General features: G+C 70.1%; 18 protein-coding genes. 9 read left to right on the top strand and 9 right to left on the bottom strand.

Annotation, left to right across the window (positions count from 1 at the left end; genetic code table 11):
- From AC1MBE_RS14575 to AC1MBE_RS14565, 3 genes are read right to left on the bottom strand one after another with little or no spacing between them, the layout of a single operon-like run.
- Positions 1 to 1,752, bottom strand: coding sequence for a DUF5719 family protein (locus tag AC1MBE_RS14575; protein WP_479779215.1), 1,752 nt, complete (start codon positions 1,750 to 1,752; stop codon positions 1 to 3).
- On the bottom strand, positions 1,745 to 5,149 hold the full coding sequence (locus AC1MBE_RS14570; protein WP_479779214.1) for a glycosyltransferase family 2 protein: 3,405 nt from the start codon (positions 5,147 to 5,149) through the stop codon (positions 1,745 to 1,747). Before AC1MBE_RS14570 ends, AC1MBE_RS14575 begins: the two co-directional genes overlap by 8 nt.
- A 29-nt stretch (positions 5,150 to 5,178) precedes the next feature.
- Positions 5,179 to 5,724 (bottom strand): WhiB family transcriptional regulator, encoded by a 546-nt coding sequence (locus tag AC1MBE_RS14565; protein WP_479779213.1) that lies wholly within the window; start codon positions 5,722 to 5,724, stop codon positions 5,179 to 5,181.
- A 383-nt stretch (positions 5,725 to 6,107) separates the two neighbouring features.
- Between AC1MBE_RS14565 and AC1MBE_RS14560 the strand changes: the two genes are divergently transcribed.
- Positions 6,108 to 6,839, top strand: a complete 732-nt coding sequence (locus AC1MBE_RS14560) for a TIGR03089 family protein (RefSeq protein ID WP_479779212.1) — start codon at positions 6,108 to 6,110, stop codon at positions 6,837 to 6,839.
- Between the two features lie 59 nt (positions 6,840 to 6,898).
- Here the strand turns inward: AC1MBE_RS14560 and AC1MBE_RS14555 are convergent, their stop codons facing one another.
- Positions 6,899 to 7,471, bottom strand: a complete 573-nt coding sequence (locus AC1MBE_RS14555) for a GtrA family protein (protein ID WP_479779211.1) — start codon at positions 7,469 to 7,471, stop codon at positions 6,899 to 6,901.
- Positions 7,472 to 7,724: 253 nt separating this feature from the next.
- Between AC1MBE_RS14555 and AC1MBE_RS14550 the strand changes: the two genes are divergently transcribed.
- The 5 genes from AC1MBE_RS14550 to AC1MBE_RS14530 all read left to right on the top strand — a co-directional run bounded on the left by AC1MBE_RS14550 (position 7,725) and on the right by AC1MBE_RS14530 (position 13,440).
- Positions 7,725 to 8,873 carry a 5-(carboxyamino)imidazole ribonucleotide synthase gene (locus AC1MBE_RS14550; protein WP_479782631.1) on the top strand — a complete coding sequence of 383 codons (1,149 nt, stop codon included), beginning with the start codon at positions 7,725 to 7,727 and terminating at the stop codon, positions 8,871 to 8,873.
- A 74-nt stretch (positions 8,874 to 8,947) separates the two neighbouring features.
- A complete protein-coding gene (purE, locus tag AC1MBE_RS14545; protein WP_479782629.1) occupies positions 8,948 to 9,472 on the top strand; it encodes a 5-(carboxyamino)imidazole ribonucleotide mutase in 525 nt (174 codons plus the stop codon).
- An 11-nt stretch (positions 9,473 to 9,483) separates the two neighbouring features.
- Positions 9,484 to 11,124, top strand: coding sequence for an LCP family protein (locus tag AC1MBE_RS14540; RefSeq protein ID WP_479779210.1), 1,641 nt, complete (start codon positions 9,484 to 9,486; stop codon positions 11,122 to 11,124).
- A gap of 69 nt (positions 11,125 to 11,193) precedes the next feature.
- Positions 11,194 to 12,465 carry a mannose-6-phosphate isomerase, class I gene (manA, locus tag AC1MBE_RS14535; RefSeq protein ID WP_479779209.1) on the top strand — a complete coding sequence of 424 codons (1,272 nt, stop codon included), beginning with the start codon at positions 11,194 to 11,196 and terminating at the stop codon, positions 12,463 to 12,465.
- 3 nt (positions 12,466 to 12,468) lie between these two features.
- Entirely contained in the window at positions 12,469 to 13,440 is a 972-nt protein-coding gene (locus tag AC1MBE_RS14530; protein ID WP_479779208.1) for a lipid II:glycine glycyltransferase FemX, read from the top strand.
- 58 nt (positions 13,441 to 13,498) lie between these two features.
- Here the strand turns inward: AC1MBE_RS14530 and galE are convergent, their stop codons facing one another.
- The gene (gene galE, locus AC1MBE_RS14525) at positions 13,499 to 14,473 is read right to left on the bottom strand and encodes a UDP-glucose 4-epimerase GalE (protein ID WP_479779207.1); all 975 of its coding nucleotides are present in this window, start codon (positions 14,471 to 14,473) and stop codon (positions 13,499 to 13,501) included.
- A gap of 96 nt (positions 14,474 to 14,569) precedes the next feature.
- Positions 14,570 to 15,592, bottom strand: a complete 1,023-nt coding sequence (glpX, locus tag AC1MBE_RS14520; protein ID WP_346959535.1) for a class II fructose-bisphosphatase — start codon at positions 15,590 to 15,592, stop codon at positions 14,570 to 14,572.
- A 211-nt stretch (positions 15,593 to 15,803) separates the two neighbouring features.
- Between glpX and AC1MBE_RS14515 the strand changes: the two genes are divergently transcribed.
- The 3 genes from AC1MBE_RS14515 (at position 15,804) to AC1MBE_RS14505 (ending at position 18,619) form a co-directional block, all read left to right on the top strand.
- Positions 15,804 to 16,493: a DUF4245 domain-containing protein gene (locus AC1MBE_RS14515; RefSeq protein WP_479779206.1), complete on the top strand. Its 690-nt coding sequence runs from the start codon at positions 15,804 to 15,806 to the stop codon at positions 16,491 to 16,493.
- A gap of 10 nt (positions 16,494 to 16,503) precedes the next feature.
- Entirely contained in the window at positions 16,504 to 17,118 is a 615-nt protein-coding gene (locus AC1MBE_RS14510) for a carbonic anhydrase (protein ID WP_479779205.1), read from the top strand.
- Between the two features lie 64 nt (positions 17,119 to 17,182).
- Positions 17,183 to 18,619 (top strand): class II fumarate hydratase, encoded by a 1,437-nt coding sequence (locus tag AC1MBE_RS14505; protein WP_479779204.1) that lies wholly within the window; start codon positions 17,183 to 17,185, stop codon positions 18,617 to 18,619.
- A gap of 148 nt (positions 18,620 to 18,767) precedes the next feature.
- Here the strand turns inward: AC1MBE_RS14505 and AC1MBE_RS14500 are convergent, their stop codons facing one another.
- From AC1MBE_RS14500 to AC1MBE_RS14490, 3 genes are all read right to left on the bottom strand, one after another.
- Entirely contained in the window at positions 18,768 to 19,436 is a 669-nt protein-coding gene (locus AC1MBE_RS14500) for a VWA domain-containing protein (RefSeq protein ID WP_479779203.1), read from the bottom strand.
- 106 nt (positions 19,437 to 19,542) lie between these two features.
- On the bottom strand, positions 19,543 to 20,013 hold the full coding sequence (locus AC1MBE_RS14495) for an NUDIX hydrolase (RefSeq protein WP_479779202.1): 471 nt from the start codon (positions 20,011 to 20,013) through the stop codon (positions 19,543 to 19,545).
- Positions 20,014 to 20,022: 9 nt separating this feature from the next.
- Complete coding sequence (locus AC1MBE_RS14490; protein ID WP_479779201.1) at positions 20,023 to 20,547, bottom strand: prepilin peptidase; 525 nt, start codon at positions 20,545 to 20,547, stop codon at positions 20,023 to 20,025.
- Positions 20,548 to 20,594 lie beyond the last annotated feature (47 nt).

The following is a 20,594-nucleotide window of genomic DNA, read 5'->3' as shown; positions in this document are numbered from 1 at the left end:
CTAGTACCCGAGGGTGACCGGGACCTGCTCCTGGCCGGCCGCGCCGGGGGTGACCGGGATGCTCGCAATGTCGGCCCTGCCGTCCTGTTCCAGCAGCACGGCCCCGTAGGCCGCGTCCCCCGACGTCGAGACCAGGTACCCCACCAGCGGCGAGCCGCCGACGTCACCGGGGATTTTGATCGAGGCGGTGGTTCCGCCGGCGATGTCCGCGGTGGCTGCGGCGCGGATCTTGCCGTCGGCGGTGATTGGCGTGTAGGAGATCTTGGCACGGCCTTCCGGGGCGCCGAACATCAGGAAACGCTCGCCAGTCCGCGGCACCGGGACCACGTGCTGGCTTCCGAGCCGCGTCGAGGCCGGTGCCCAGGCGAAGTCCACAGCGTCCTCGGCCTTGAGCCCGCGGGTGACCCTGGCCGCGGCGACGAAGGAAACGTCCGAGCTGGCCGCAAGGGTGTAGTGGCCGGCCGGCACACCCGCGAGGGAAACCTCCGTGACGGCACCCGCCTTCGCGGTGACCACGCCGCCGGGCAACGCCTTCTGGCCGTCGCGTCCGAACAGTTTCACTTCAACGACGGCGTCCGCGGCGCCGGGGACAGCGATCTGCAGGGCGGGCTTGGCGTCGGCGAAGCCGGGTTTCGTGCCCAGGGATGCCAGCGCCGCCGGGCCCTGCAGGTCAATGCCGGAGATGACCTGCCCGGTGGCGGGGACTGTTCCCGGCGAAATGAAGTCCACCCCGCCCGGGGTCAGCCCGCGAAGCACACTCTGCTGGATGACGGCTGAGACCGGGCCGCCGGTACTGCGCACCCGCACGCTCAGCCGTTCCTGTCCGGGCGCCAGCCCGGCGAGGATGATGGACCGGGTGCTGCCCGGCGCCACCAGCAGTCCGCGGCTTCCGGGAGCCTGGATGGCGCCCTTGGCGCCGAACAGATCCAGGCTGACGGTGGCGGGCGTGCCGGAGGCGTTGCTGACTTTCAGGACCGCGGTCCGGCCCAAGGCGGTGTTCGCGCCGACCAGCCACAGATCGTTGGCCGGCCGCTGGCAGGCGGCGGCGGCAGCCCCGCGGAGGTCCCCGTCGGTGGCTGTGTAGCTCATCACCGCGCCGGCCGAGGGTTGCTGGTTTCCCTGCGCGTCCGCGCTGAGCACGCTGACGGCGTCGACGCCGCGCTCCGGTACAACTCCGGCGCGCAGTGCGGTCGCGGCGGGGGCCGGCGGCGTCGCCGTAGCGGACGCCGGGGTGGACGCCGGGGTGGCTTTGGCCAGTTGCACCAGCGGGGTGCCGGTGAGCGCGGCAAGCCGGCTTCCGGGAAGCACCCCGGCGCTGGAACTCAGCACGACCGCGCTGACCGCGCTCCGGGCGGTGGCCGATTCAGGGCTGAACTGCGGGTCCGTGCCCACGGGCGTGCCCTGAAGCAGCCGTGCCGGCCCGGGGCAGATGCCCACGTTGCCGCCGGCCGGCACCGCGGCCAGCGGCGCTTGGAGCTCCCTGCTGCCGGTGTTCTGCGGAGAGACGGCGGACGCCGCCACCAGACCGCCGCCAGCCGCGACCAGCAGCAGGGCGGAAAGTACCCCGCCCACGGTCCCGGAAACGCTCTTCAGCCGGGCCGGAAGCGCAACCCGGACCGCCGCGGTGCGGGGTGTGCCGCCGCGCCCGCCCCTGTCCCGTTTGTTCTCCGTTGCCGGGGCCTCAAGGTTACGGGGCTGCCCTGCGGAGGCAAGCTGTTCCGGGGGCGTTACGCCCTCGTTGTCGTCATGCATGCTGGTGTTCCTTACGCAAGGAGCCTTCGTCCCTGGAGAGCCCAGTGTTCGGCCGGCGGGCCGGCATGGGGATGGCCAGGAGGACCGTCAGGCCGATCACGACGGCCTGGCCGATGCCGGTCCAGAGTGCCCACGGGTTTTCGTAGCGGATGCTGAGCCGGCCGCCCTGGGCCGGCAGGGTGAAGGCCTGCGCCCAGTCCGCGGTGGTGGCGGTCAGGCGGCGGCCGTCAAGCCAGGCGCTCCAGCCCGGATCCGCCCGGTCGGTGAGGACCACCAGCCGGCCTTCCGGTCCGGCCGGTACGGTGGCGTCGGCGGAGACCGGCTCCGCCGGCAGCAGCCCGACGGTAGTTCCGGCCCGGTCGACGATCCGGACGCGGTGCGCGACGTCGGCGGCCTTGGCTTCCTTCTCGGTCAGCGGGTTGATCCGCCACAACCAGCCTGCGTCGGTGCGGCCGACGGCGACGAGGCCGGGGACGGCGTCCATCCGGCTGGCGGTCAGTTCGGCCGAGCCGTCGCTGGCCTCGAGCACGACAAAGCCGACGCCGAGCTGCTCCAGCTGCCGGCGGGGGTCCACGCCCTGGCCGGCGGCGATCGTGGCGACCACGCTGCGCAGGGAAGCCGCCACCGCGTCGTCGTCGCGGACTGTTTCCTTCCCCGGGGCGCCGGTTACCGGGCGGGCGGAGGCGACGGCGGAGAGGGCGTCCAGCCGGGTACCGTCACCGCGCATCAGCGAGGCGGCAAAACTTCCGTCTTCCTTGGCAGCAATGACCAGCGTCCGGGTCTGTTCCGGGCCCTCCCCCCGGTCGATCGCCGTCGTCGGGAGCAGGCGGGGCGTGCCGGCCTGGACCAGCCGGCGGACGCCGAGCGCCCCGTCAGGGCCGGCGCCGGTGCCCGCGTCGGCGGAACCGATGATTCCGGCAGCGGCGGGGGCTCCGTCCGGGTCGGTGGCGGCGGCCGCGGGCGGGCCCGGCTGCAGCACGTTGTGGGCGGCCCACGCAGCGAGTCCGGCCAGCGGACCGGCGAGCAGGAGCACCATTGCGGTGACGGCGGTGCCGCGGACCAGAATTTTGCGGCCAAGACCGCTCGCGGCGGACGCGTCGGCGGCGTCCAGGAGGGCTTCGGCACCGATCAGCGCCGCACCCAGCAGCGCGAACGCCGCGGCGGAGACCGCCGGGCCGCTGAACGGCGTGACCAGGACATCGGCGCTGGCGCCGGTGGCGATGTGTCCGGCCAGCCAGCCGCCCGCCAGCATCAGCACGGCCGCGGCCCAGAGGCAGCGGGCCAGCCACGGCCGCCGTCCCGCGGCACGCCGGCCCGGGAGGAAGAGGGCGGTGACCGCCAGCACCAGGACCGGCAGGCCGATCAGCAGGGCGAGCAGCAGCGCCCACGGCACAGCCCCGGGGCCGAAGGTGGACAGCCCGGCGAGGCCTGCGGTGCCCTCAAAGCGCAACGGCTGGCCCAGCGCCTGCTGCCAGAGCGGCGCCGCGTCGAAGCCCAGCGGCAGGCCCGGATCGGCGAGCAGGGCCCGGGGCCGGTCCAGGACCGGGAGGGCAAAGGGAAGGAACAGGGCGAGGCTGGGAAGCAGCGCCCACCAGATGGTGCGTCCCCGGCGCCGCAGCAACACACCGCACAGCGTCACGACGACGGCGGCAGGCAGCAGCAGGGACGGGGCGGCCGCGGTGATGACGGCCAGCGCGAGCCCCGCAGCGGCTGCCGCGGTCCAGGACGGCGTGCCGTTGACGCCGGGCTTGACGGGAGGCTTTTCGGTGAAGCGCCGGTCCCCCGGCACCGGAACCGCGAAGCGCCCGCGGCCCGGGACGGACCCGGTGGCGCGGAGCAGGGCAAGGACAAGCAGCGGCATCATGACGTGCGCTACAAGCGCGCCGAGGCGGCCCTGGTTCAGGGCGACCTGGAGGGCGGGCGCGCCGGCCCAGAGGAGTGCGGCCGCAAGACGGAGCCTGCGCCGGCGGGTCAGGGCTCCGGCGGCGAACCAGGCCCCCAGTGCGGACAGCGGCATGGCCAGGATGAGCAGCCAGGCCACGGCGCCGTTGGCGTTGCCCGCGCCGAGCACGCCGAGCACCCAGAGCACATAGCCGAACGGGTCGCCGTGGCCGGGCAGTCCGGCCCCGAGCTCAACCCACCAGCTCGAGGCATGGTCCCAGATGTCGCCCAGCCGGCCCGAGACCGGGATGAGCGCCCCGCCGGTGACGGCGTCGGCGCGGAACAGCCCCAGCAGGCCAATCAGCGACGCCGCGGCGGTGACCAGCAACGCCAGCAGGGCACCGTTACCCACCCAGCCGCGCTCGGTGGTGCCCAGCGCCGCGAAGTCGTCGGTGGAATCGCCGCTGGGCTGGTCGGCGAGCAGGTCCGGGCCGGCGGTGTCGCTGGAATCGTCTGATCCGAGCGCCTCCATCAGCGAGCGGCGGTGCGCCCAGACCTCGCGCCGGGGCGTCTGCAGGCCCTTGATGACGGAGCGGCGGATGCGCCGGGTGCGGGCCGCGTTCCGGCGGCCGCGGAACACGGCGGCGGGGCGGCCGAGGGCGCCCAGGGTTGCCAGCAGCTGGGAGAAACCGTGGCCGGGATCCTTGACGGCAATGCTGATGACCAGTTTGAAGAGACTGCCCAGCAGGGCCCCGACGGCGTGAACGGGGACTTTCCAGGCCGGGGCGTGCTTGAGCCGCAGGTGGACCTGCGCCTTGCGGGCCGCCGCCGCGTTGCCCTGGGCGTGCGGGCGGTGCGACACGTGGAACATGCGGGCGCTCGGGACCACCACCACCCGGTGGCCGGCGAGCCGGTTGCGCCAGCAGAAGTCGACGTCGTCGCCGCTGCCCGGAAGGGCCGGGTCGAAGCCGCGGAGGTCTTCCCAGACGTCGCGGCGGACCAGCATGCCGGCCGAGTTAACGGCGAAGGTGTCGCTGCGGCCGTCGTACTGGCCCTGGTCGAGTTCGTCGGCTTCGATCAGCGTCAGGCGCTCGGCCCAGCGGCTGGTGGAGAGTCCCACGTCGATCAGCCGGCGTTCGGCGTGCCAGTCCAGCTGCTTGCAGCCCGCGACGGTGACGGAGGGGGCCCGCTCCACGGCGTGCAGCAGCTCGGCGAGGGCTTCGGGGGCCGGTGCGGCGTCGTCATGCAGCAGCCAGATCCATTCGGAGGCCGCGGGTGCGGCCTCCCCGCGCCAGGGCGCGAGTGCCTTGAGCCCGGCCTGGACGGCGCCGCCCATGCCGCTCCGGCCGGGCTCGACGACGGTGACGTTCGCCGCGCCAAGGGCCTGGCCAAGCAGGGCCGCCGAGTGGTCGCGGGAGCCGGCGTCGATCCCGAGGGCCGCATCCGCCGGACGCGTCTGCGCCGCCAATGCCGCCAGGGTCCTGGGGAGATAGTCACCGCCGTTGTGGGCTACCACAACGGCGGTGACTCGTACTTCTTGAAGAATTAGACTGCCCGCTTCCTAAGCCGGCGGCGTTCCCGCTCGGAGAGGCCGCCCCAGATGCCGAAGCGCTCGTCGTTGGACAAGGCGTACTCCAGGCACTGTGAACGGACGTTGCACGCACCGCACACCTTCTTGGCGTCGCGGGTGGAGCCGCCCTTTTCGGGGAAGAAGGCCTCCGGGTCGGTCTGCGCGCACAGCGCGTCGGTCTGCCATCCCAGTTCGCCTTCGTCATCGAAGTCCTGCCGGGACGGCAGTCCGATCCACACCGGCTGGGCGGTGGTTCCGGAGTGCAGGGTCTGCAGTTCCATGGGCGGGTCGAGCGGATCGTCGTCCTGCTCCGGGTTCCCCGCCAGAAGTGCTTCGTGGGCTGCGAGGAAGGCCGTGGCCTGGTCCTGCAGTGAGTCCTGGGTCTGTTCGTTGTACCGCTCCGCGGCGTCCGGATCGGCGGGGTCTACGTACCAATCACTCGGCACCCCGCGTGAACGGTATTTCGCCGTCGCTTGGCCGGCGACGACTTCATCTTCATGGATACGCTCTGCAAGCCCCATTGGCGTTCCCTCTCTGATTTTGCAGCCTTTGCCTGACCCTCGGACACTCGGTTGTGTGCCGCCTGATGTGCATTGGCTTTCGATACCTAATTACACGTGTGTAAGTATCCGGGAGTCAAGCCGCGGCGGAGATAATAATCAATTTCCGCCGCATTGGCCGTGCACGCCACGCCCGGGAGTTTTCCGGCCTCCGCCGCATGCGGGCGCGGAATTGACAGCCTACTGAGTACTTTCTTGCGTCAGCGCTGCGTTCTTCCTGGGAATTTCCTGCGTTTACGCTGATTTCCCCCCGCCGGCTTCCGGAGGCCCGCCGCCGGGGCGGACACCAGGACGCCGCTGGCGTGACAGAGATCACGTACACGCCGCCGTGGCAAGATGAGGGCATGAGTATCCCGGCAATCGACCTGATGTCTGCCTTGCGTTCCGGCCAGTCCACCTCGCCCCGGCTGACCTGGTACGGGTCAGCCGGTGAACGGGTGGAACTGTCCGGCCGGGTGCTGGACAACTGGGTGGCCAAGACCAGCAACCTGCTGCAGGACGAGCTGGACGCGGAGCCCGGTACGCGGCTGCGCCTGGACCTGCCGGCGCACTGGAAGTCGCTGGTGCTGGCGCTGGCGGCCTGGCAGCTCGGCATGGAGGTGGTGCTTGACGCGGCGGAAGCCGAACTGCTCGCCACGGCCGAGCCCGGGCCGGCGGCCGCCGAAGGCGCTTTCGACGCCGTCATGGCGGTCGCGCTGCCTGCACTGGCGATGCGGTGGCCGGGCGAGCTGCCCTCCGGCGTCCTGGATTATGCCGCCGAGGTGCGGTCCCACGGCGATTTCTTTATGCCGCACGTGGAGCCGGAGGCGGACCGCCGGGCTGTCCGGAGCGCCGCCGGCACCGTGCACGCGCACGGCGGCCTGCTGGCAGGTTTTGCGGCGCCCTCGGCGGCAACGCCGGCCGGCGCGTCTGCCGAAGCGGGTGAGCGGGTGCTCGTCCGGGCCGGCGAGGGACTCGAATCGGTCCTGGCCCGGTCCCTGGGAGCGTGGCAGCGGGACGGTTCCGTCGTGCTGGTCCACCCCGACGTCGCCGTGACCGAGCGGCTGCTCAGTGACGAGCGCGTGAGCCGGAGCTGACCCGCAGCGGCAGCACCAGCGGGGAGCGGTTCAGCGGGACACGACCAGCGGGGGGCGGATCAGCGGCGCTCGGGGGTGGTGCCGGGGCCGTCCGGTTCCTGGACGGCCTGGCCGGGAACGCCGACGGCATCCTGGCCGTGCGGGTGGCGTTCGATGATCTCGTGGTCGTGCGAGAACTCCGGCTCGTCATCCAGTTCCTTGTTGAAGACCAGGAAGCGGTAGGCGAAGAACCGCACGACCGTGGCGACGAGGATGCCGACAATCCCGGCGGAGAAGAGCATGTTTTTATCCGTGATGCCCATGCCGTACTTGGCGAGGGCCGTGAAACCGGTGGAAATGCCGATCCCGATGCCGTTGATCAGAATGAACATCGCGAACTCGCGCAGCACGTTTTCCTGGCGGCGGTGGCGGAAGGTCCAGAAGCGGTTCGCGATCCAGGAGAAAATCGTGGCGACGGTCGCCCCGACGAAGCGGGCCTTCGCCTCACTGTCGGACATGGGGCCGTGCATCAGGTAATACGTCAGACCGTTGTCAATGATGAAGGCCACACCGCCGACGGCGCCGAACTTGGCCACTTCGCGCCAGAAGAGCGAGGCAAGCCCGCGCGCTCGATCTGCAAGTGTGTTAATCATGACCCTCCATGGCCCGTTGAATCTGGGGAAGCTGGCGGCCAATCGGCCAACGGCCCATTTTAGCGCTGTTTTCCGGGTACACGCCCCCGGCCGCCGCCGGTGCGGGCGGCCGGGCCGGGCAATCCGTCCCCAGGAAATGGCGCTGTTTCTGCCGCCGGGGCGGTCAAGGGCCGGTTCCTGTGAGCTTTTCGGTAGGCTGGGAGATGTGACTTTTCCAGTAATCGGTGTCGTTGGCGGCGGCCAGCTTGCCCGCATGATGGCCCCGGCCGCGACCGCCCTCGGCTTCGAACTCCGTGTCCTCGCCGAGGCTGAGGACGTTTCCGCCGTCGCCGCCGTGGCCAAGGCCCCCGTCGGCGACTATACGGACCTTGACCACCTGCTCGAGTTTTCGCGCGGGCTCGACGTGCTGACTTTCGACCACGAGCACGTTCCCACCGGGCACCTGCGTGCCCTGATCGAGGCCGGCGTCAACGTCCACCCGGGCCCGGACGCCCTGGTTAACGCCCAGGACAAGCTGGTGATGCGCGCCGCGGTCGACCGGCTGGAGCTGCCCAATCCGCGCTGGGCCGCGGTGGCCGACGTCGGGGAACTGGTGGCCTTCGGCGACGACGCCGGCTGGCCGGTGGTGCTCAAGACTCCCCGGGGCGGCTACGACGGGAAGGGCGTGCGGATCGTAGCCTCCGCCCAGGACGCCGCGGAGTCGGCGGACTGGTTCGAGTCCATGTCCCCGCTGCTGGCCGAGGCCAAGGTCGAATTCAGCCGTGAGCTCTCGGCGATGGTCGCCCGCACCCCCGACGGCGAATGCCGCGCGTGGCCGGTGGTGCACACCGTCCAGGTCGACGGCGTCTGCGACGAGGTCATCGCCCCCGCCCTGGACATCCCGGTGGAGGCGGCCGCGGCGGCCGAGGATGCCGCCATCCGGATCGCCCACGAACTCGGCGTCACGGGCGTCATGGCCGTGGAGATGTTCGAGACCCCCGGCGTCGGCGCCGGCTTCCTGATCAACGAACTCGCGATGCGCCCGCATAACACCGGCCACTGGACCCAGGACGGCTCGGTCACCAGCCAGTTTGAACAGCATCTGCGCGCCATCCTGAACCTGCCGCTCGGGGCCACCGATCTGCTGGGGCCGGTGGTGGTCATGAAGAACTTCCTGGGCGGCGCGAACCAGAACCTGTTCTCCGCCTACCCCGCGGCCCTCGCCAGCGAACCGGCCGCGAAGGTCCACTGCTACGGCAAGGCCGTGCGGCCGGGCCGCAAGATCGGCCACGTCAACCTCGTCGGCACGTCGGCCGCCGACGTCGACTCTGTCCGGCAACGGGCCGGCACCGTCGCCAACATCATCCGGGACGGACGGGCGCACGCCGGTTCCGCCGCGGGGACCTCGGAGGAGAACGCGTGAACGCCAGCATTGAAGCCCAGGATTCCGCCTCCCGGACCTCCGGCAACGGGGCCGCCCCGCTGGTGGGGCTTGTGATGGGCTCGGACTCCGACTGGCCCGTGATGGAGGCCGCCGCCGAGGCGCTGGCCGAATTCGGCATTCCCTTCGAGGCCGACGTCGTCTCCGCCCACCGCATGCCCACCGAGATGATCCGCTACGGGCAGACCGCCCACGAGCGCGGCCTGCGCGTCATCATTGCCGGCGCCGGGGGCGCTGCGCACCTTCCCGGCATGCTCGCCTCCGTGACCCCGCTGCCGGTGATCGGCGTGCCGGTGCCGCTTAAGACCCTGGACGGGATGGACTCGCTGCTGTCCATCGTGCAGATGCCCGCCGGCGTCCCGGTCGCCACGGTCTCGATCGCCGGAGCCCGCAACGCCGGCCTGCTCGCGGTGCGGATGCTGGCCTCGGGCACGGATGCCCTCGCGGACCAGTTGCGGGCCGATCTGCTGCAGTTTGCCCAGGAACTCAACGACGCCGCCACCCGCAAGGGCGCGAACCTGCGCAGCAAGGTGGCCGACGTCTTTTCCGACGAAAACAACGTTCCGCGGGGCGGCCGGTAGGGATTGCGCAGATGAGCAAAGGTTTCGCCGCTGCGCGGGAAAAATCGCAGCCGCCGCGGGGCGTCCTGACGGACCCGGTCCGCTACCCCGCCGGAGCCGCGTCGCCGGTGCTGGCCAAGCGCGCCTTCCTGCTGATCCTGATGACGCTGCTGGTCCCGGGCAGTGCGCAGACCGTCGCGGGCAACCGCCGGCTGGGGCGCATCGCACTCCGGGTCACCCTCACGGCCTGGTTCCTGGTGGCAGCGGCGCTCGTCCTGCTGGTGGTGTCCCGGCCGACCCTGATCAACCTCATCGCCAACCCCGCCACCGCGCTGGTGCTGGTCGTCGTACTCGCGGCTCTTGCCCTCGGCTGGGCGGCGCTGTTCCTCAACACCCTCCGCCTGATCCGCCCGGTTCTGCTCGAGACCGGGACACGGGCCGCCGTCGTCGTCGCCCTGCTACTGGCCATGCTGCTCAGCAGCGGCAGCCTGGGCTACGCGGCCTACCTGCTGAACGTCGGCCGGGACGCGATCGGCACCATCTTCGCCAACGGCCCCGCGATGGAACCGTCCGAGGGCCGCTACAACTTCCTGATGATGGGCGGCGACGCCGGGGCGGACCGCACCGGCCGCCGGCCGGACAGCCTGTCCGTGATCAGCGTGGATGCCAAGACCGGCAAGGCCGCCATCATTTCCATACCGCGCAACCTGCAGAACGCCCAGTTCAGCGCGGACTCTCCGATGCGCAAGATCTACCCGGACGGCTACGACTGCGGCAATGAGTGCCTCATCAACGCCATCAACACCGAGGTCACCAACAAGTACGAGGACCTCTATCCCGGGGTGCAGGATCCGGGCGCGCAGGCCACGCTGGAGGCGGTGTCCGGCACCCTCGGCATCAAGGTCCAGGCCTACGTCCTGGTGGATATGGACGGCTTCGCCAAGCTCATCGACGCGATGGGCGGCATCCGGATCAAGGCCGGCGGCTGGGTCCCGATCAGCGGCGAGACGATTGACGAAGCCAACGGCATCCACGGTATGCCGCTGGGCTGGATCCCGGCCGGCGACAACAAGCTGGACGGCTACCACGCCCTCTGGTACGGCCGTTCCCGCGAATTCGTGGACGACTACGCCCGCATCGCACGCCAGCAGTGTGTCCAGCAGGCAATGCTCAAGCAGATGGATCCGGCGACGCTGCTTTCGAAGTTCGAGGGCATCGTCAAGGCCGGCACCAAGGTGGTCGATTCCAACGTCTCCGCCAGCCAGCTCGGCAGCTTCGTGGACCTCGCGATGAAGTCCAAGGGCCAGCCCGTGAGCCGGCTGACAATCGGCCCGCCGGACTTCGACGCTTCCTTCTCCACGGTGCCGGACTTCAACAAGATCCACCAGGCGGTGGACAAGCTGCTGGGTCCCGCGCCCGTGGCGGGGCCGGCCGACGACTCCGTCCGGCAGCCGGCCGCGGCGCCCGGTCCGCTCTCCGCCGCCGGCGGGGTGCCCCGGGCGGTTCCCGGCACGCAGCCCGCGCCGTCGCCGTCGCCGGACTTCACCCCCGTGACCACCACGCCCGAGGGCGAGCCGATCACGGAACAGATGCTCAACGACTTCAAGCGCAACGGGGATGAGCAGTCCATCCGCAACCTGGTTGCGACCAACGGCCAGTGCGCCCCCTTGTAGCACCGGGCGCTTGGTCCGTCTTATCCGCACGCTCCAGTCCCCGGCTCTCCCCGAGCAGATAGGTATTCCGTGTACGAACTTGAGAACGTCCTCCGGCCCTACGCCTGGGGGTCCACCACCGCGATTGCCGGGCTGCTTGGCCGGCCGGCGTCCGGCGGCCCGGAGGCCGAGCTGTGGATCGGCGCCCACCCGGATTCCCCCTCCCTGGCTCTCACCGGGGCGGAAGGGCCCGCGGCGGACGACGGCGGACGGCTGGCCCTGGACGGGCTGATTGCCGCTGACCCGGAACACCATCTGGGGGCCGACAGTGTTGCGGAGTTCGGTCCGCGGCTGCCGTTCCTGCTCAAGGTCCTGGCTGCGGAGCGCCCGCTGTCCCTGCAGGTGCACCCGACGCTGGAGCAGGCGCGGGCCGGGTTCGCCCGCGAGGAGGCGGCCGGCGTCGACCGCTCCGCCGCCACGCGGAATTACAAGGACGACAACCACAAGCCGGAAATGATCTTTGCCCTGACGCCGTTCGAGGCGCTGTGCGGCTTCCGCCCGGCGGCGGAGTCGCGGGCCGTATTCGCGCACCTGGCGGCGGCCTTTGACCTCGCCGGACTGGAGCTGCCGGCCCTGCTCCCCCGGCTGCTGGACGACCTGGCCCGGCCGGACGAGCCGGCCGCGCTGCGCTCCGCCTTCGAGCGGCTGATCGCCGGCGGCGGGGATGTCACGGCGGCGACGGACGCCGTCGTCGCTGCGCTGGTCTCCGGAGCGCCGATGGGGCCCCACGTGGCGGAGCTGACCACGGTGGTGAACCTCAACCAGGAGTACCCCGGGGATCCCGGGGTGCTGGTCTCGCTGCTGCTGAACCGGATCTCGCTGGCGCCCGGCGAGGCCGTGTACCTGCCGGCCGGCAACGTGCACGCCTACCTGCGCGGCCTGGGCATCGAGGTGATGGCCTCCTCGGACAACGTGCTCCGCGGCGGCCTGACGCCGAAGTTCGTGGACGTACCGGAGCTGCTGTCCACGGTCGCCTTCGAAGCCGTTGGCGTCCCCATGCTCTCCGCCGAGACCACCATGCTGGGCCAGGAACTTTACCGGCCGCCGTTCCGGGAATTCGCGCTGCAGCGGGTGGAATTGCTGCCGGGCGCGGAGCCGGTCCCGCTGGCGCAGTCCGGGGCCGCAGTGATCATCGTGGTCTCCGGCGCGGTCCTGCTGGACTCCCCCAAGGGCGACCTGCAGCTGGAACGCGGCGCCTCCGCGTTCCTGCCGGCCGCCGAGGCGCCGGTCAACGTGCACCCCGTCGCCGGTGCCACCGGGCCCGCCGTGGCCTTTGCTGTTACTACCGGAATGAAGGCCTGAACCGTGGATTACTTCCTGCAGGGCCCGCACTGGGCCGACGTCCAGCGCGCCCTGGGCCGCACCGTGCACGAACTCTCCGGCGACGGCTGGCGTTTCCTGGCCGTGGAGGAAAGCAACCCGGCCGGCAAACTGCTTTACGTGCCGTACGGGCCGCTGGCCGATTCGCTCCCCGCCTTCGACGCCGCCCTCGAGTCCCTGACGGCGCTGGCCCGCCGGTGCGGGGCGGTGTTTGTCCGGCTGGAACCGGTCGACGCCGGGTTTGCCGCCTCCGACGCCGGGACCGTGCTGCGCAGCCGCGGCCTGCAGCCCGCGCCGGCGAACCTGCAGCCCGAACTGAGCTGGATCGTGGACCTGGGCCGCGACTTCAAGGACGTCTTGGCGGACATGAAGCCGGTAAACCGCAACCTCTACCGCAACATCCATAAGAAGGGCGTGACGTTCCGGTCCAGCCAGGATCCGGCGGAAATATCCGTGCTGCTGAAGTTCCTGCACCTGACCGCGGCGCGCAACGGCTTCAAGCCGCAAAGTGACGAGTACCTCAGCCAGGTGGCGCGGTCGCTGATGCCGGCCGGCGCCGCCACGCTGTTCATCGCGGAACTGGAGGGCGAGCCGATCGCCGCCGCCCTGGCCTACGACTCGGCGGATACCCGCACCTACGCCCACGCCGCCCTGGACGACACCTACCGGAAGCTCAGCGCCGGCATTCCGCTGCTGGTGACACTGATGGCCGACGCCAAGGACAAGGGCCTGGCGCACGTGGACCTCTGGGGTGTGGCGCCGGCGGACCAGCCCGATCATAAATGGGCCGGTTTCACGGCGTTCAAGAAGTCCTTCGGCGGATACGAGGCCGCGTATCCGGGGACCTGGGACCTGCCGGTGCAGAAGCTCCGCTACGGCGCGTACCAGCTCGCGCGCAAGGCCGCCCAGTCCGGGAAGAAGCTCGCCGCCGGACTGCGCGCCAAGGTCCGCAGGTAGCGCGGACACCAGCGGGCACAGTTACCCGGGGCAGCGCGCCGGCGACGGAACGCCGGGGCTAGCCTCCGGCCGAGACCGCGCGTTTCTGTGCCTCATAGGCGCTGGCCACCATCGCCTCGACGGAGTGGCGCATCTTCCAGTCAAGGTCGCGGGCGGCCAGGGCGCCGTCGGCGACAATCCGGTCAGGATCCCCGGGCCGCCGGGGCCCGATCTCCGGTTCAAAGTCGATGCCGGTCACCTGTGCCATGGCCGTCATGATCTGCCGGACCGAGAGCCCGTCGCCGGACCCAAGGTTGTAGACACGTTCCAGCGGCCGGCCCGCAGCGAGGGCCTGGGCGGCCGCCACGTGGGACAACGCGAGGTCGGCAACGTGGACGTAGTCGCGCACGCACGTGCCGTCGGCAGTGTTGTAGTCGGTGCCGAGGATCTTTGGGATCTTCCCCGACGTCAGCGCCCGCAGCACGATCGGGAAAAGGTTGTGCGGGCTCGTGTCGTAGAGCTCGGGCGATCCGGAGCCGACGACGTTGAAGTAACGCAGCGAGGTGTGCTGCAGCCCGCGTGCCCGTCCCTGGTCGCGGATGAGCCACTCGCCGATGAGCTTGCTCTCGCCGTACGGGGATTCCGGCCGGGTGGGGGTGTCTTCGGTGACAATGTCCCCGGAAGGGGTGCCGTACGTGGCTGCGGAGGAGGAGAAGACCAGCTTGTCCACCCCGGCGAGCTCCATCGCCTTCAGCAGTGCCGCGGTGCCGGTGACGTTTTGTTCATAGGTGAGCAGCGGCTCCTGGACGGAGACGCCGGCGTACTTGAAACCGGCGAGGTGGATCACGCCGGTCACCCCGTGGTCGAGCATGGTCCGGGCCATGAGCTCGTCGTCGAGGATGTTTCCGTGCACAAAAGGCACCTCGTCCGGGACGAACTCGCGGTGGCCGCTGGACAGCGAATCCACCACCACCGGCGGCATGGACGCCGCGCGCAACGCCGCGACCACATGGGAACCGATATATCCTGCACCGCCAGTAACAAGCCAAGTCATGGCTCCACCCTATCCAATGACGGCTGAAGCACGGCAAGGCGGGCCCCGGGAGACCCCGCAGACGGCATCCCGGGATCTGCCCAAGCGGCACCCGCGCTAGTTCTTGCGGGCGTAGCCCTCCCACTTGCTGGCCTGGTGCTCGCCGTCCACAAAGCGGATGGTGCCCGACTTGGAGCGCATCACGATGGACTGGGTGAGGACCTTGTCCTTGGAGTAGCGGACACCCTTGAGCAGGTCGCCGTCGGTGATGCCGGTGGCAGCGAAGTAGCAGTTGTCGCTGGAGACCAGGTCGTTGGTGGAGAGCACCCGGTCCAGGTCGTGTCCGGCGTCGATCGCCTTCTGCTTCTCTTCGTCGCTGGTGGGCCACAGCCGGCCCTGGATGACGCCGCCGAGGGACTTGATCGCGCAGGCCGCGACGATGCCTTCCGGCGTTCCGCCGATGCCCATCAGGGCGTCGACGCCGGTTCCGGCCCGGGCCGCGGCGATGGCGCCGGCGACGTCGCCGTCCATGATGAACTTCGTGCGGGCGCCGGCCTCGCGGATTTCCTCGACCAGCGGGCGGTGCCGGTCACGGTCCAGGATCATCACGTTGAGCTGGTTGACCTTGACGCCCTTGGCCTTGGCGATGAGGTGCAGGTTCTGCTTGACCGGGAGGCGCAGGTCGACCATGTCGGCAGCCTCCGGGCCGGTGACCAGTTTCTCCATGTAGAACACCGCGGAGGGGTCGAACATGGAACCACGTTCGGCCACGGCCAGGACAGCGAGGGCATTGTTGATGCCGAGCGCGGTCAGCCGGGTTCCGTCGATCGGGTCGACGGCGACGTCGCACTCGGGGCCGGTGCCGTCGCCGACACGCTCGCCGTTGAACAGCATGGGGGCTTCATCTTTTTCGCCTTCGCCGATGACCACTACGCCGTTGAAGTGGACGGTCTGCAGGAAGGAGCGCATGGCGTCGACGGCGGCGCCGTCGGCCTTGTTCTTGTCGCCGAACCCGACCCAGTGGCCGCCGGCGATGGCCGCGGCCTCGGTGACGCGGACCAGTTCCAGAGCAAGGTTGCGGTCAGGCTCGTCGATGCCGACGGCGAGCGACGGGGAAAGCGTGGAGTACTTCTGGGTCATGGACGCTGGTGACACGTGAACCTCTTCTTCGAGTGGCGATCATTGAACCCGTGGCAGCCGGTCTCCGGCGGCCGCGGTGATTCGTCTGTTACTGATCATAGTCGCGGCGGCCTCCATCGGTCATGGAATGGCCGAACCGTGGAACGCCGGCTTGCGCCCGGCGCCCAACCGCCGAATGTGAGATCGGTCCGAAATGGGCGACTATAGAGGGGTGAACGAATTGCAGGACACGCCGCCCGAGGCTGCCGGATCGCCCGCCGGCGGAGCACGACAAGACACCAACAGCGCCGCCGGCGAGCAGCCCGTCAGGCCCGTCATCCGCGCCGCGGCGGCAAAGCGGGCCAACGCCTCAGTGATCGGCATGATCATTGCGCTGGTCCTGAGCATCGGCGCCTTCCTGCCGGTGGTCTTAATGAACCCGTCGCCCAAGAGCGACGGCTACCGCCCGGACATCAACGTCAGCGCCATCGCAGGGAACGCCGCGGGTGTGGCGGGATTCACACCGGTCGCGCCGGAAACGGGCGACACATTCCGGTCAAATTACGCCCGCTGGGAGTCCGGCTCCGGCAGCGGCGTGGCCACCTGGGAGGTCGGCTACCTGACGCCCAAGGAATCTTTCATCGGCCTGGTCCAGACCCGGCAGGCCAATCCGACCTGGCTGCTGCAGCAGACCAAAAACGCCCCGGTGACCGGCACCCGGAACGCCGGCGGCCGCGACTGGGAGCTGCGCGACACGGGCAAGGGCGAGAAGTCCATGGTGCTGGACTACCGCGGGACCACCGTCATCCTGACCGGGCCCGCGCAGCTGGAGGAGTTCTCCGTGCTCGCCGCCGCGGTGGTGAAGTCGCTGGAAAGTAACCCGGCCGCAACAAGTTCCCCGTCGGGCACTCCGGCGCCGTAAAGTAAGCAGGGTGACTACTACGCTGACTCCAGCCCTCGCCTGGCGCCGCCTGCGCGAAGGCAATGACCGTTTCGTCGCCGGCGAATCCTCGCACCCGAACCAGGACGCCTCGCGGCGTTCCTCGCTGGTGGAGACCCAGAACCCCTTTGCGGTCATCTTCGGCTGCGCCGATTCCCGCCTCGCCGCGGAGATCATCTTCGACCTCGGCCTGGGGGACGCCTTCGTCGTCCGCACCGCCGGGCAGGTGATCGACGACGCCGTCCTGGGCTCGCTGGAATACAGCATCGGCGTCCTGGGCGTGCCGCTGATCGTGGTCCTCGGCCACGACAGCTGCGGCGCGGTTATCGCCACCAAGGAGGCGGTGGAGACCGGCCAGATGCCGGCGGGCTTCATCCGCAGCCTGGTCGAACGCATCACGCCCGCCGTGTTGACGTCCCTGCGCAACGAGCAGACCGACGTCAACGACATGGTGGTGGAGAACGTCAAGCAGACTTCGCAGCGCCTCGTGGACAGCTCCCGGGTGATTTCCGACGCCGTCGAGGGCGGCCGCGCCGCCGTGATCGGGCTCGCCTACCGCCTCGCCGAGGGCCGGGCGGACCTCGTCTCAGGAATCGGCGAGCTCTAGGAGCTTCGTTTCAGCGCCGGTTCACGGTTTTCGGTGGGACGCTTGGGCCGAATAAGCTAGCCCCATGACTTCCACAGCAGATTTGAACACTGAAGAGTTCCGCATTGAACACGACACGATGGGCGAAGTCCGCGTCCCCGTGAACGCGCTGTACCGCGCCCAGACGCAGCGTGCAGTCGAGAACTTCCCGATCTCCGGCAAGACCCTGGAGCGCGCCCACATCGAGGCCCTCGCCCGGGTCAAGAAGGCTGCCGCCCAGGCCAACGCGGAACTGGGAGTGCTCGACGGCGAGCTGGCCCAGGCGATTGCGGATGCCGCCGACGAGGTTGCCGCCGGGAAGTACGACGGCGACTTCCCGATCGACGTTTTCCAGACCGGTTCCGGAACCTCCTCGAACATGAACACCAACGAGGTCATTGCCGAGCTCGCCTCCCGCGCGCTCAAGGCGGCCGGCAGCGAGAAGGTCGTCCACCCGAACGACCACGTCAACGCCTCGCAGTCCTCCAACGATGTCTTCCCGACGTCGGTCCACGTGGCTGCCACGTCCGCCCTGATCAACGACCTGATCCCGGCGCTCGGCTACCTCGCCGACTCGCTGGACCGCAAGGCCGTCGAGTTCAAGGACGTCGTCAAGTCCGGCCGCACCCACCTGATGGACGCCACCCCCGTCACGCTCGGCCAGGAGTTCGGCGGCTACGCCGCGCAGGTCCGCTACGGCATCGAGCGCATCAACGCCTCCCTCCCCCGCGTTGCCGAGGTCCCGCTGGGCGGCACCGCTGTGGGCACCGGCATCAACACCCCGGCCGGGTTCCCGGAGCGCGTCATCGAGCTCCTCGCCGCCGACACCGGGCTGCCGCTGACCGAGGCCCGCGACCACTTCGAGGCGCAGGCCAACCGCGACGGGCTGATCGAAGCGTCCAGCCAGCTGCGCAACATCGCGATCTCCTTCATGAAGATCAACAACGACCTGCGCTGGATGGGTTCCGGCCCCAACACCGGCCTCGGCGAAATCGCGATCCCGGACCTGCAGCCCGGCTCCTCGATCATGCCCGGCAAGGTCAACCCGGTCATCTGCGAGGCCTCCATCATGGTCTGCGCCCAGGTCATCGGCAACGACACGGCCATCGCCTGGTCCGGCACCAACGGCGCCTTCGAGCTGAACGTCGGCATCCCCGTGATGGCCGCCAACCTGCTCGAATCCGTCCGCCTGCTGGCCAACACCAGCCGCGTGATGGCGGACAAGATGATCGACGGCATCACCGCCAACGTCGAGCGCGCCCGCTTCCTCGCGGAGGCCTCGCCCTCCATCGTCACGCCGCTGAACAAGTTCATTGGCTACGAGAACGCCGCCAAGATCGCCAAGAAGGCTGTTGCCGAGGGCCTCACCATCCGCGAGACCGTCGTCGCGATGGGCTTCCTGGAGCGCGGCGAGCTGACCGAAGAGCAGCTCGACACCGCCCTGGACGTCATGTCCATGACGCGTCCGCCGCACAAGGCCTAGTCAGTCCCGGACCCCGGTCCGGACCCCGGCGCCCGAGGCCCGCAGGGCACAGCATCCGACGGCGGCCGGCATCTTCCCAGCGGAAGGTGCCGGCCGCCGTCCTCCGTTTAACTGTCCGGCTGCCCTTCCCCCGGCGCGGGCAGGGCCCCTACTCCAGGGCAACCTCGCCACCGGCGGCTCGGCGCTCCTCCGCGGTGTAGGCGGAGTAGGCTGCGGCCTCATCCAGGCTGGCGCCCGCCATCCGGGCCTCCCGCAGCCGCCGGGTTTTGGCTGACTGGCCGGAGAAGGCAGCGTCCACGTTGCCGGCAGCGTAGGTCAGGGCGTCTTCGGCCCGGATGCCCAGCCCGTGCGCCGTCAGGACGGCGTCCTGGTTCGCTCCGAGGTAGGTGAACTGCCAGCCCCACTGGTGCTGCTGGCGTTCGACCAGCGCTTTAACCATGGCCCCGCTGGCCTCGCGGGAGGAATTTTCGTGCCCGTCGGTCAGCACCGCCACGAGCACCGTGCCCGGGCGTTCGTGTTCGGGCAGCGCCGCCAGCTCCGCGCCGGCCTCCCCGACCAGCCGTACCATGGCGTCGTGCAGGGCCGTGCTTCCGCGGGGCTGGAGCACCAACGGCGGCACATCCTGGATATCCACCGCGGTGTAGACCAGCTCGTAGACGTCGTCGAACTGCGCCAGCGAGAGCTTGCACCGGCCCGCCACGGCCTGCTGCTCGCGGACGAACGCGGCGAAGCCGCCCACCGTGTCGTCGGCGATGGAGCTCATGGAACCGGAACGGTCCAGGAGCACGTACACGTGCGTCAGTGCTGAATCTGTCATGCTTCCCCATTTCCGGCCCGGGTGCGTGACCCGGGCCCACTGTCGCCAGCTGAAGAGCTGGATGGCAGCAGGCTACGGCGGGGCTGCGACAATATTGCCGGGACGGTCAGTTCCGGAAGTGCGCTGCGCCGTCCGGATCCCTGGCCTGGTCGATCGATTCCAGATGGCCCGGCATCAGCTCGGGGAACTCCTCCGGCCGGAACCAGCCCACGGCGAGGGATTCGTCGTCGTTGACCCGCGCCTCGCCGGAGACATAGCGGCACCGGAACACCATGGTCAGGAAGTGGCAGACATCCCCGTTGGGGTAGATGGTGGGGCCCACCGCATCCACCGAGACGAGCCTCTCGGCGACGGCAACCACGCCGGTCTCCTCCAGCACCTCCCGCAGCAGGCCGGGCGCCGGCTCCTCGCCCGGTTCCAGGATCCCGGTGATCAGCCCCCACTGGCCGTTGTCGGCCCGCTGGCCGAGCAGGACCCGGCCGGCGTCGTCGAATACCACGGCGCGGGCGCCGGGGATCCATAGGCTCTCGTGGCCGATCTTTTCGCGCAGTTTCAGGATGAATTCCGGGGTGGCCATCACGACAGCCTAGCCCGCGGGCAGCAGCAGCATCGCAGCGGCAGTGCCGGCCAGCATAAAAGGGCCGAACGGGATATCCGATTTCAGCGTTCCGCGCCGCGAAACCAGCAGGGCCACGCTCCACAGCCCGCCGAACAGGAACGCCGCAAACGTTCCGGCAAAGACGTGCCCCCAGCCGAGAAATCCAAGATAAATGCCCAGCACCCCGGCGAGTTTGACGTCGCCAAAGCCCATCCCCGGCGGATAGACGGCCCGCAGGAGGAAATAGAACAGCCAGAGGACCACCCCGCCGGCCACGACCCGGAGCCCCGGCACGCCGAACAGCCCGGCGCCCGCGCCGGCTACCGCCGCGCCGACCAGGAGCACGCCGGCCGCCGCGTAGGAGGGAAAAATAATCCGGTTGGGCAGCAGGTGGTGCCTGACGTCGATGACCGTCAGCCGCGCGGCCATTACCGCGAAGTAGGCGCATGCCAGCAGCACCAGCCAGAAAGCCAGCGGGGCGGCTCCCCCGAGTTCGCCGAGTCGATGGATCACCCTCGGATGCTACTGGATTCTGCCGCTACCGGGCCGCTCCCCCGCGG

The organism is Arthrobacter sp. BG5, assembly GCF_056680155.1.
This window is presented reverse-complemented; position numbering and strand designations above follow the sequence as displayed.

What these genes read in the sequence shown, in the direction of transcription:
- AC1MBE_RS14575 (WP_479779215.1), bottom strand. Translation starts at nt 1,752, where the DNA reads ATGCATGACGACAACGAGGGCGTAACGCCCCCGGAACAGCTTGCCTCC.
- AC1MBE_RS14565 (WP_479779213.1), bottom strand. Translation starts at nt 5,724, where the DNA reads ATGGGGCTTGCAGAGCGTATCCATGAAGATGAAGTCGTCGCCGGCCAA.
- AC1MBE_RS14560 (WP_479779212.1), top strand. Translation starts at nt 6,108, where the DNA reads ATGAGTATCCCGGCAATCGACCTGATGTCTGCCTTGCGTTCCGGCCAG.
- AC1MBE_RS14555 (WP_479779211.1), bottom strand. Translation starts at nt 7,471, where the DNA reads ATGATTAACACACTTGCAGATCGAGCGCGCGGGCTTGCCTCGCTCTTC.
- AC1MBE_RS14550 (WP_479782631.1), top strand. Translation starts at nt 7,725, where the DNA reads ATGATGGCCCCGGCCGCGACCGCCCTCGGCTTCGAACTCCGTGTCCTC.
- purE (WP_479782629.1), top strand. Translation starts at nt 8,948, where the DNA reads ATGGGCTCGGACTCCGACTGGCCCGTGATGGAGGCCGCCGCCGAGGCG.
- AC1MBE_RS14540 (WP_479779210.1), top strand. Translation starts at nt 9,484, where the DNA reads ATGAGCAAAGGTTTCGCCGCTGCGCGGGAAAAATCGCAGCCGCCGCGG.
- galE (WP_479779207.1), bottom strand. Translation starts at nt 14,473, where the DNA reads ATGACTTGGCTTGTTACTGGCGGTGCAGGATATATCGGTTCCCATGTG.
- glpX (WP_346959535.1), bottom strand. Translation starts at nt 15,592, where the DNA reads ATGACCCAGAAGTACTCCACGCTTTCCCCGTCGCTCGCCGTCGGCATC.
- AC1MBE_RS14505 (WP_479779204.1), top strand. Translation starts at nt 17,183, where the DNA reads ATGACTTCCACAGCAGATTTGAACACTGAAGAGTTCCGCATTGAACAC.
- AC1MBE_RS14500 (WP_479779203.1), bottom strand. Translation starts at nt 19,436, where the DNA reads ATGACAGATTCAGCACTGACGCACGTGTACGTGCTCCTGGACCGTTCC.
- AC1MBE_RS14495 (WP_479779202.1), bottom strand. Translation starts at nt 20,013, where the DNA reads ATGGCCACCCCGGAATTCATCCTGAAACTGCGCGAAAAGATCGGCCAC.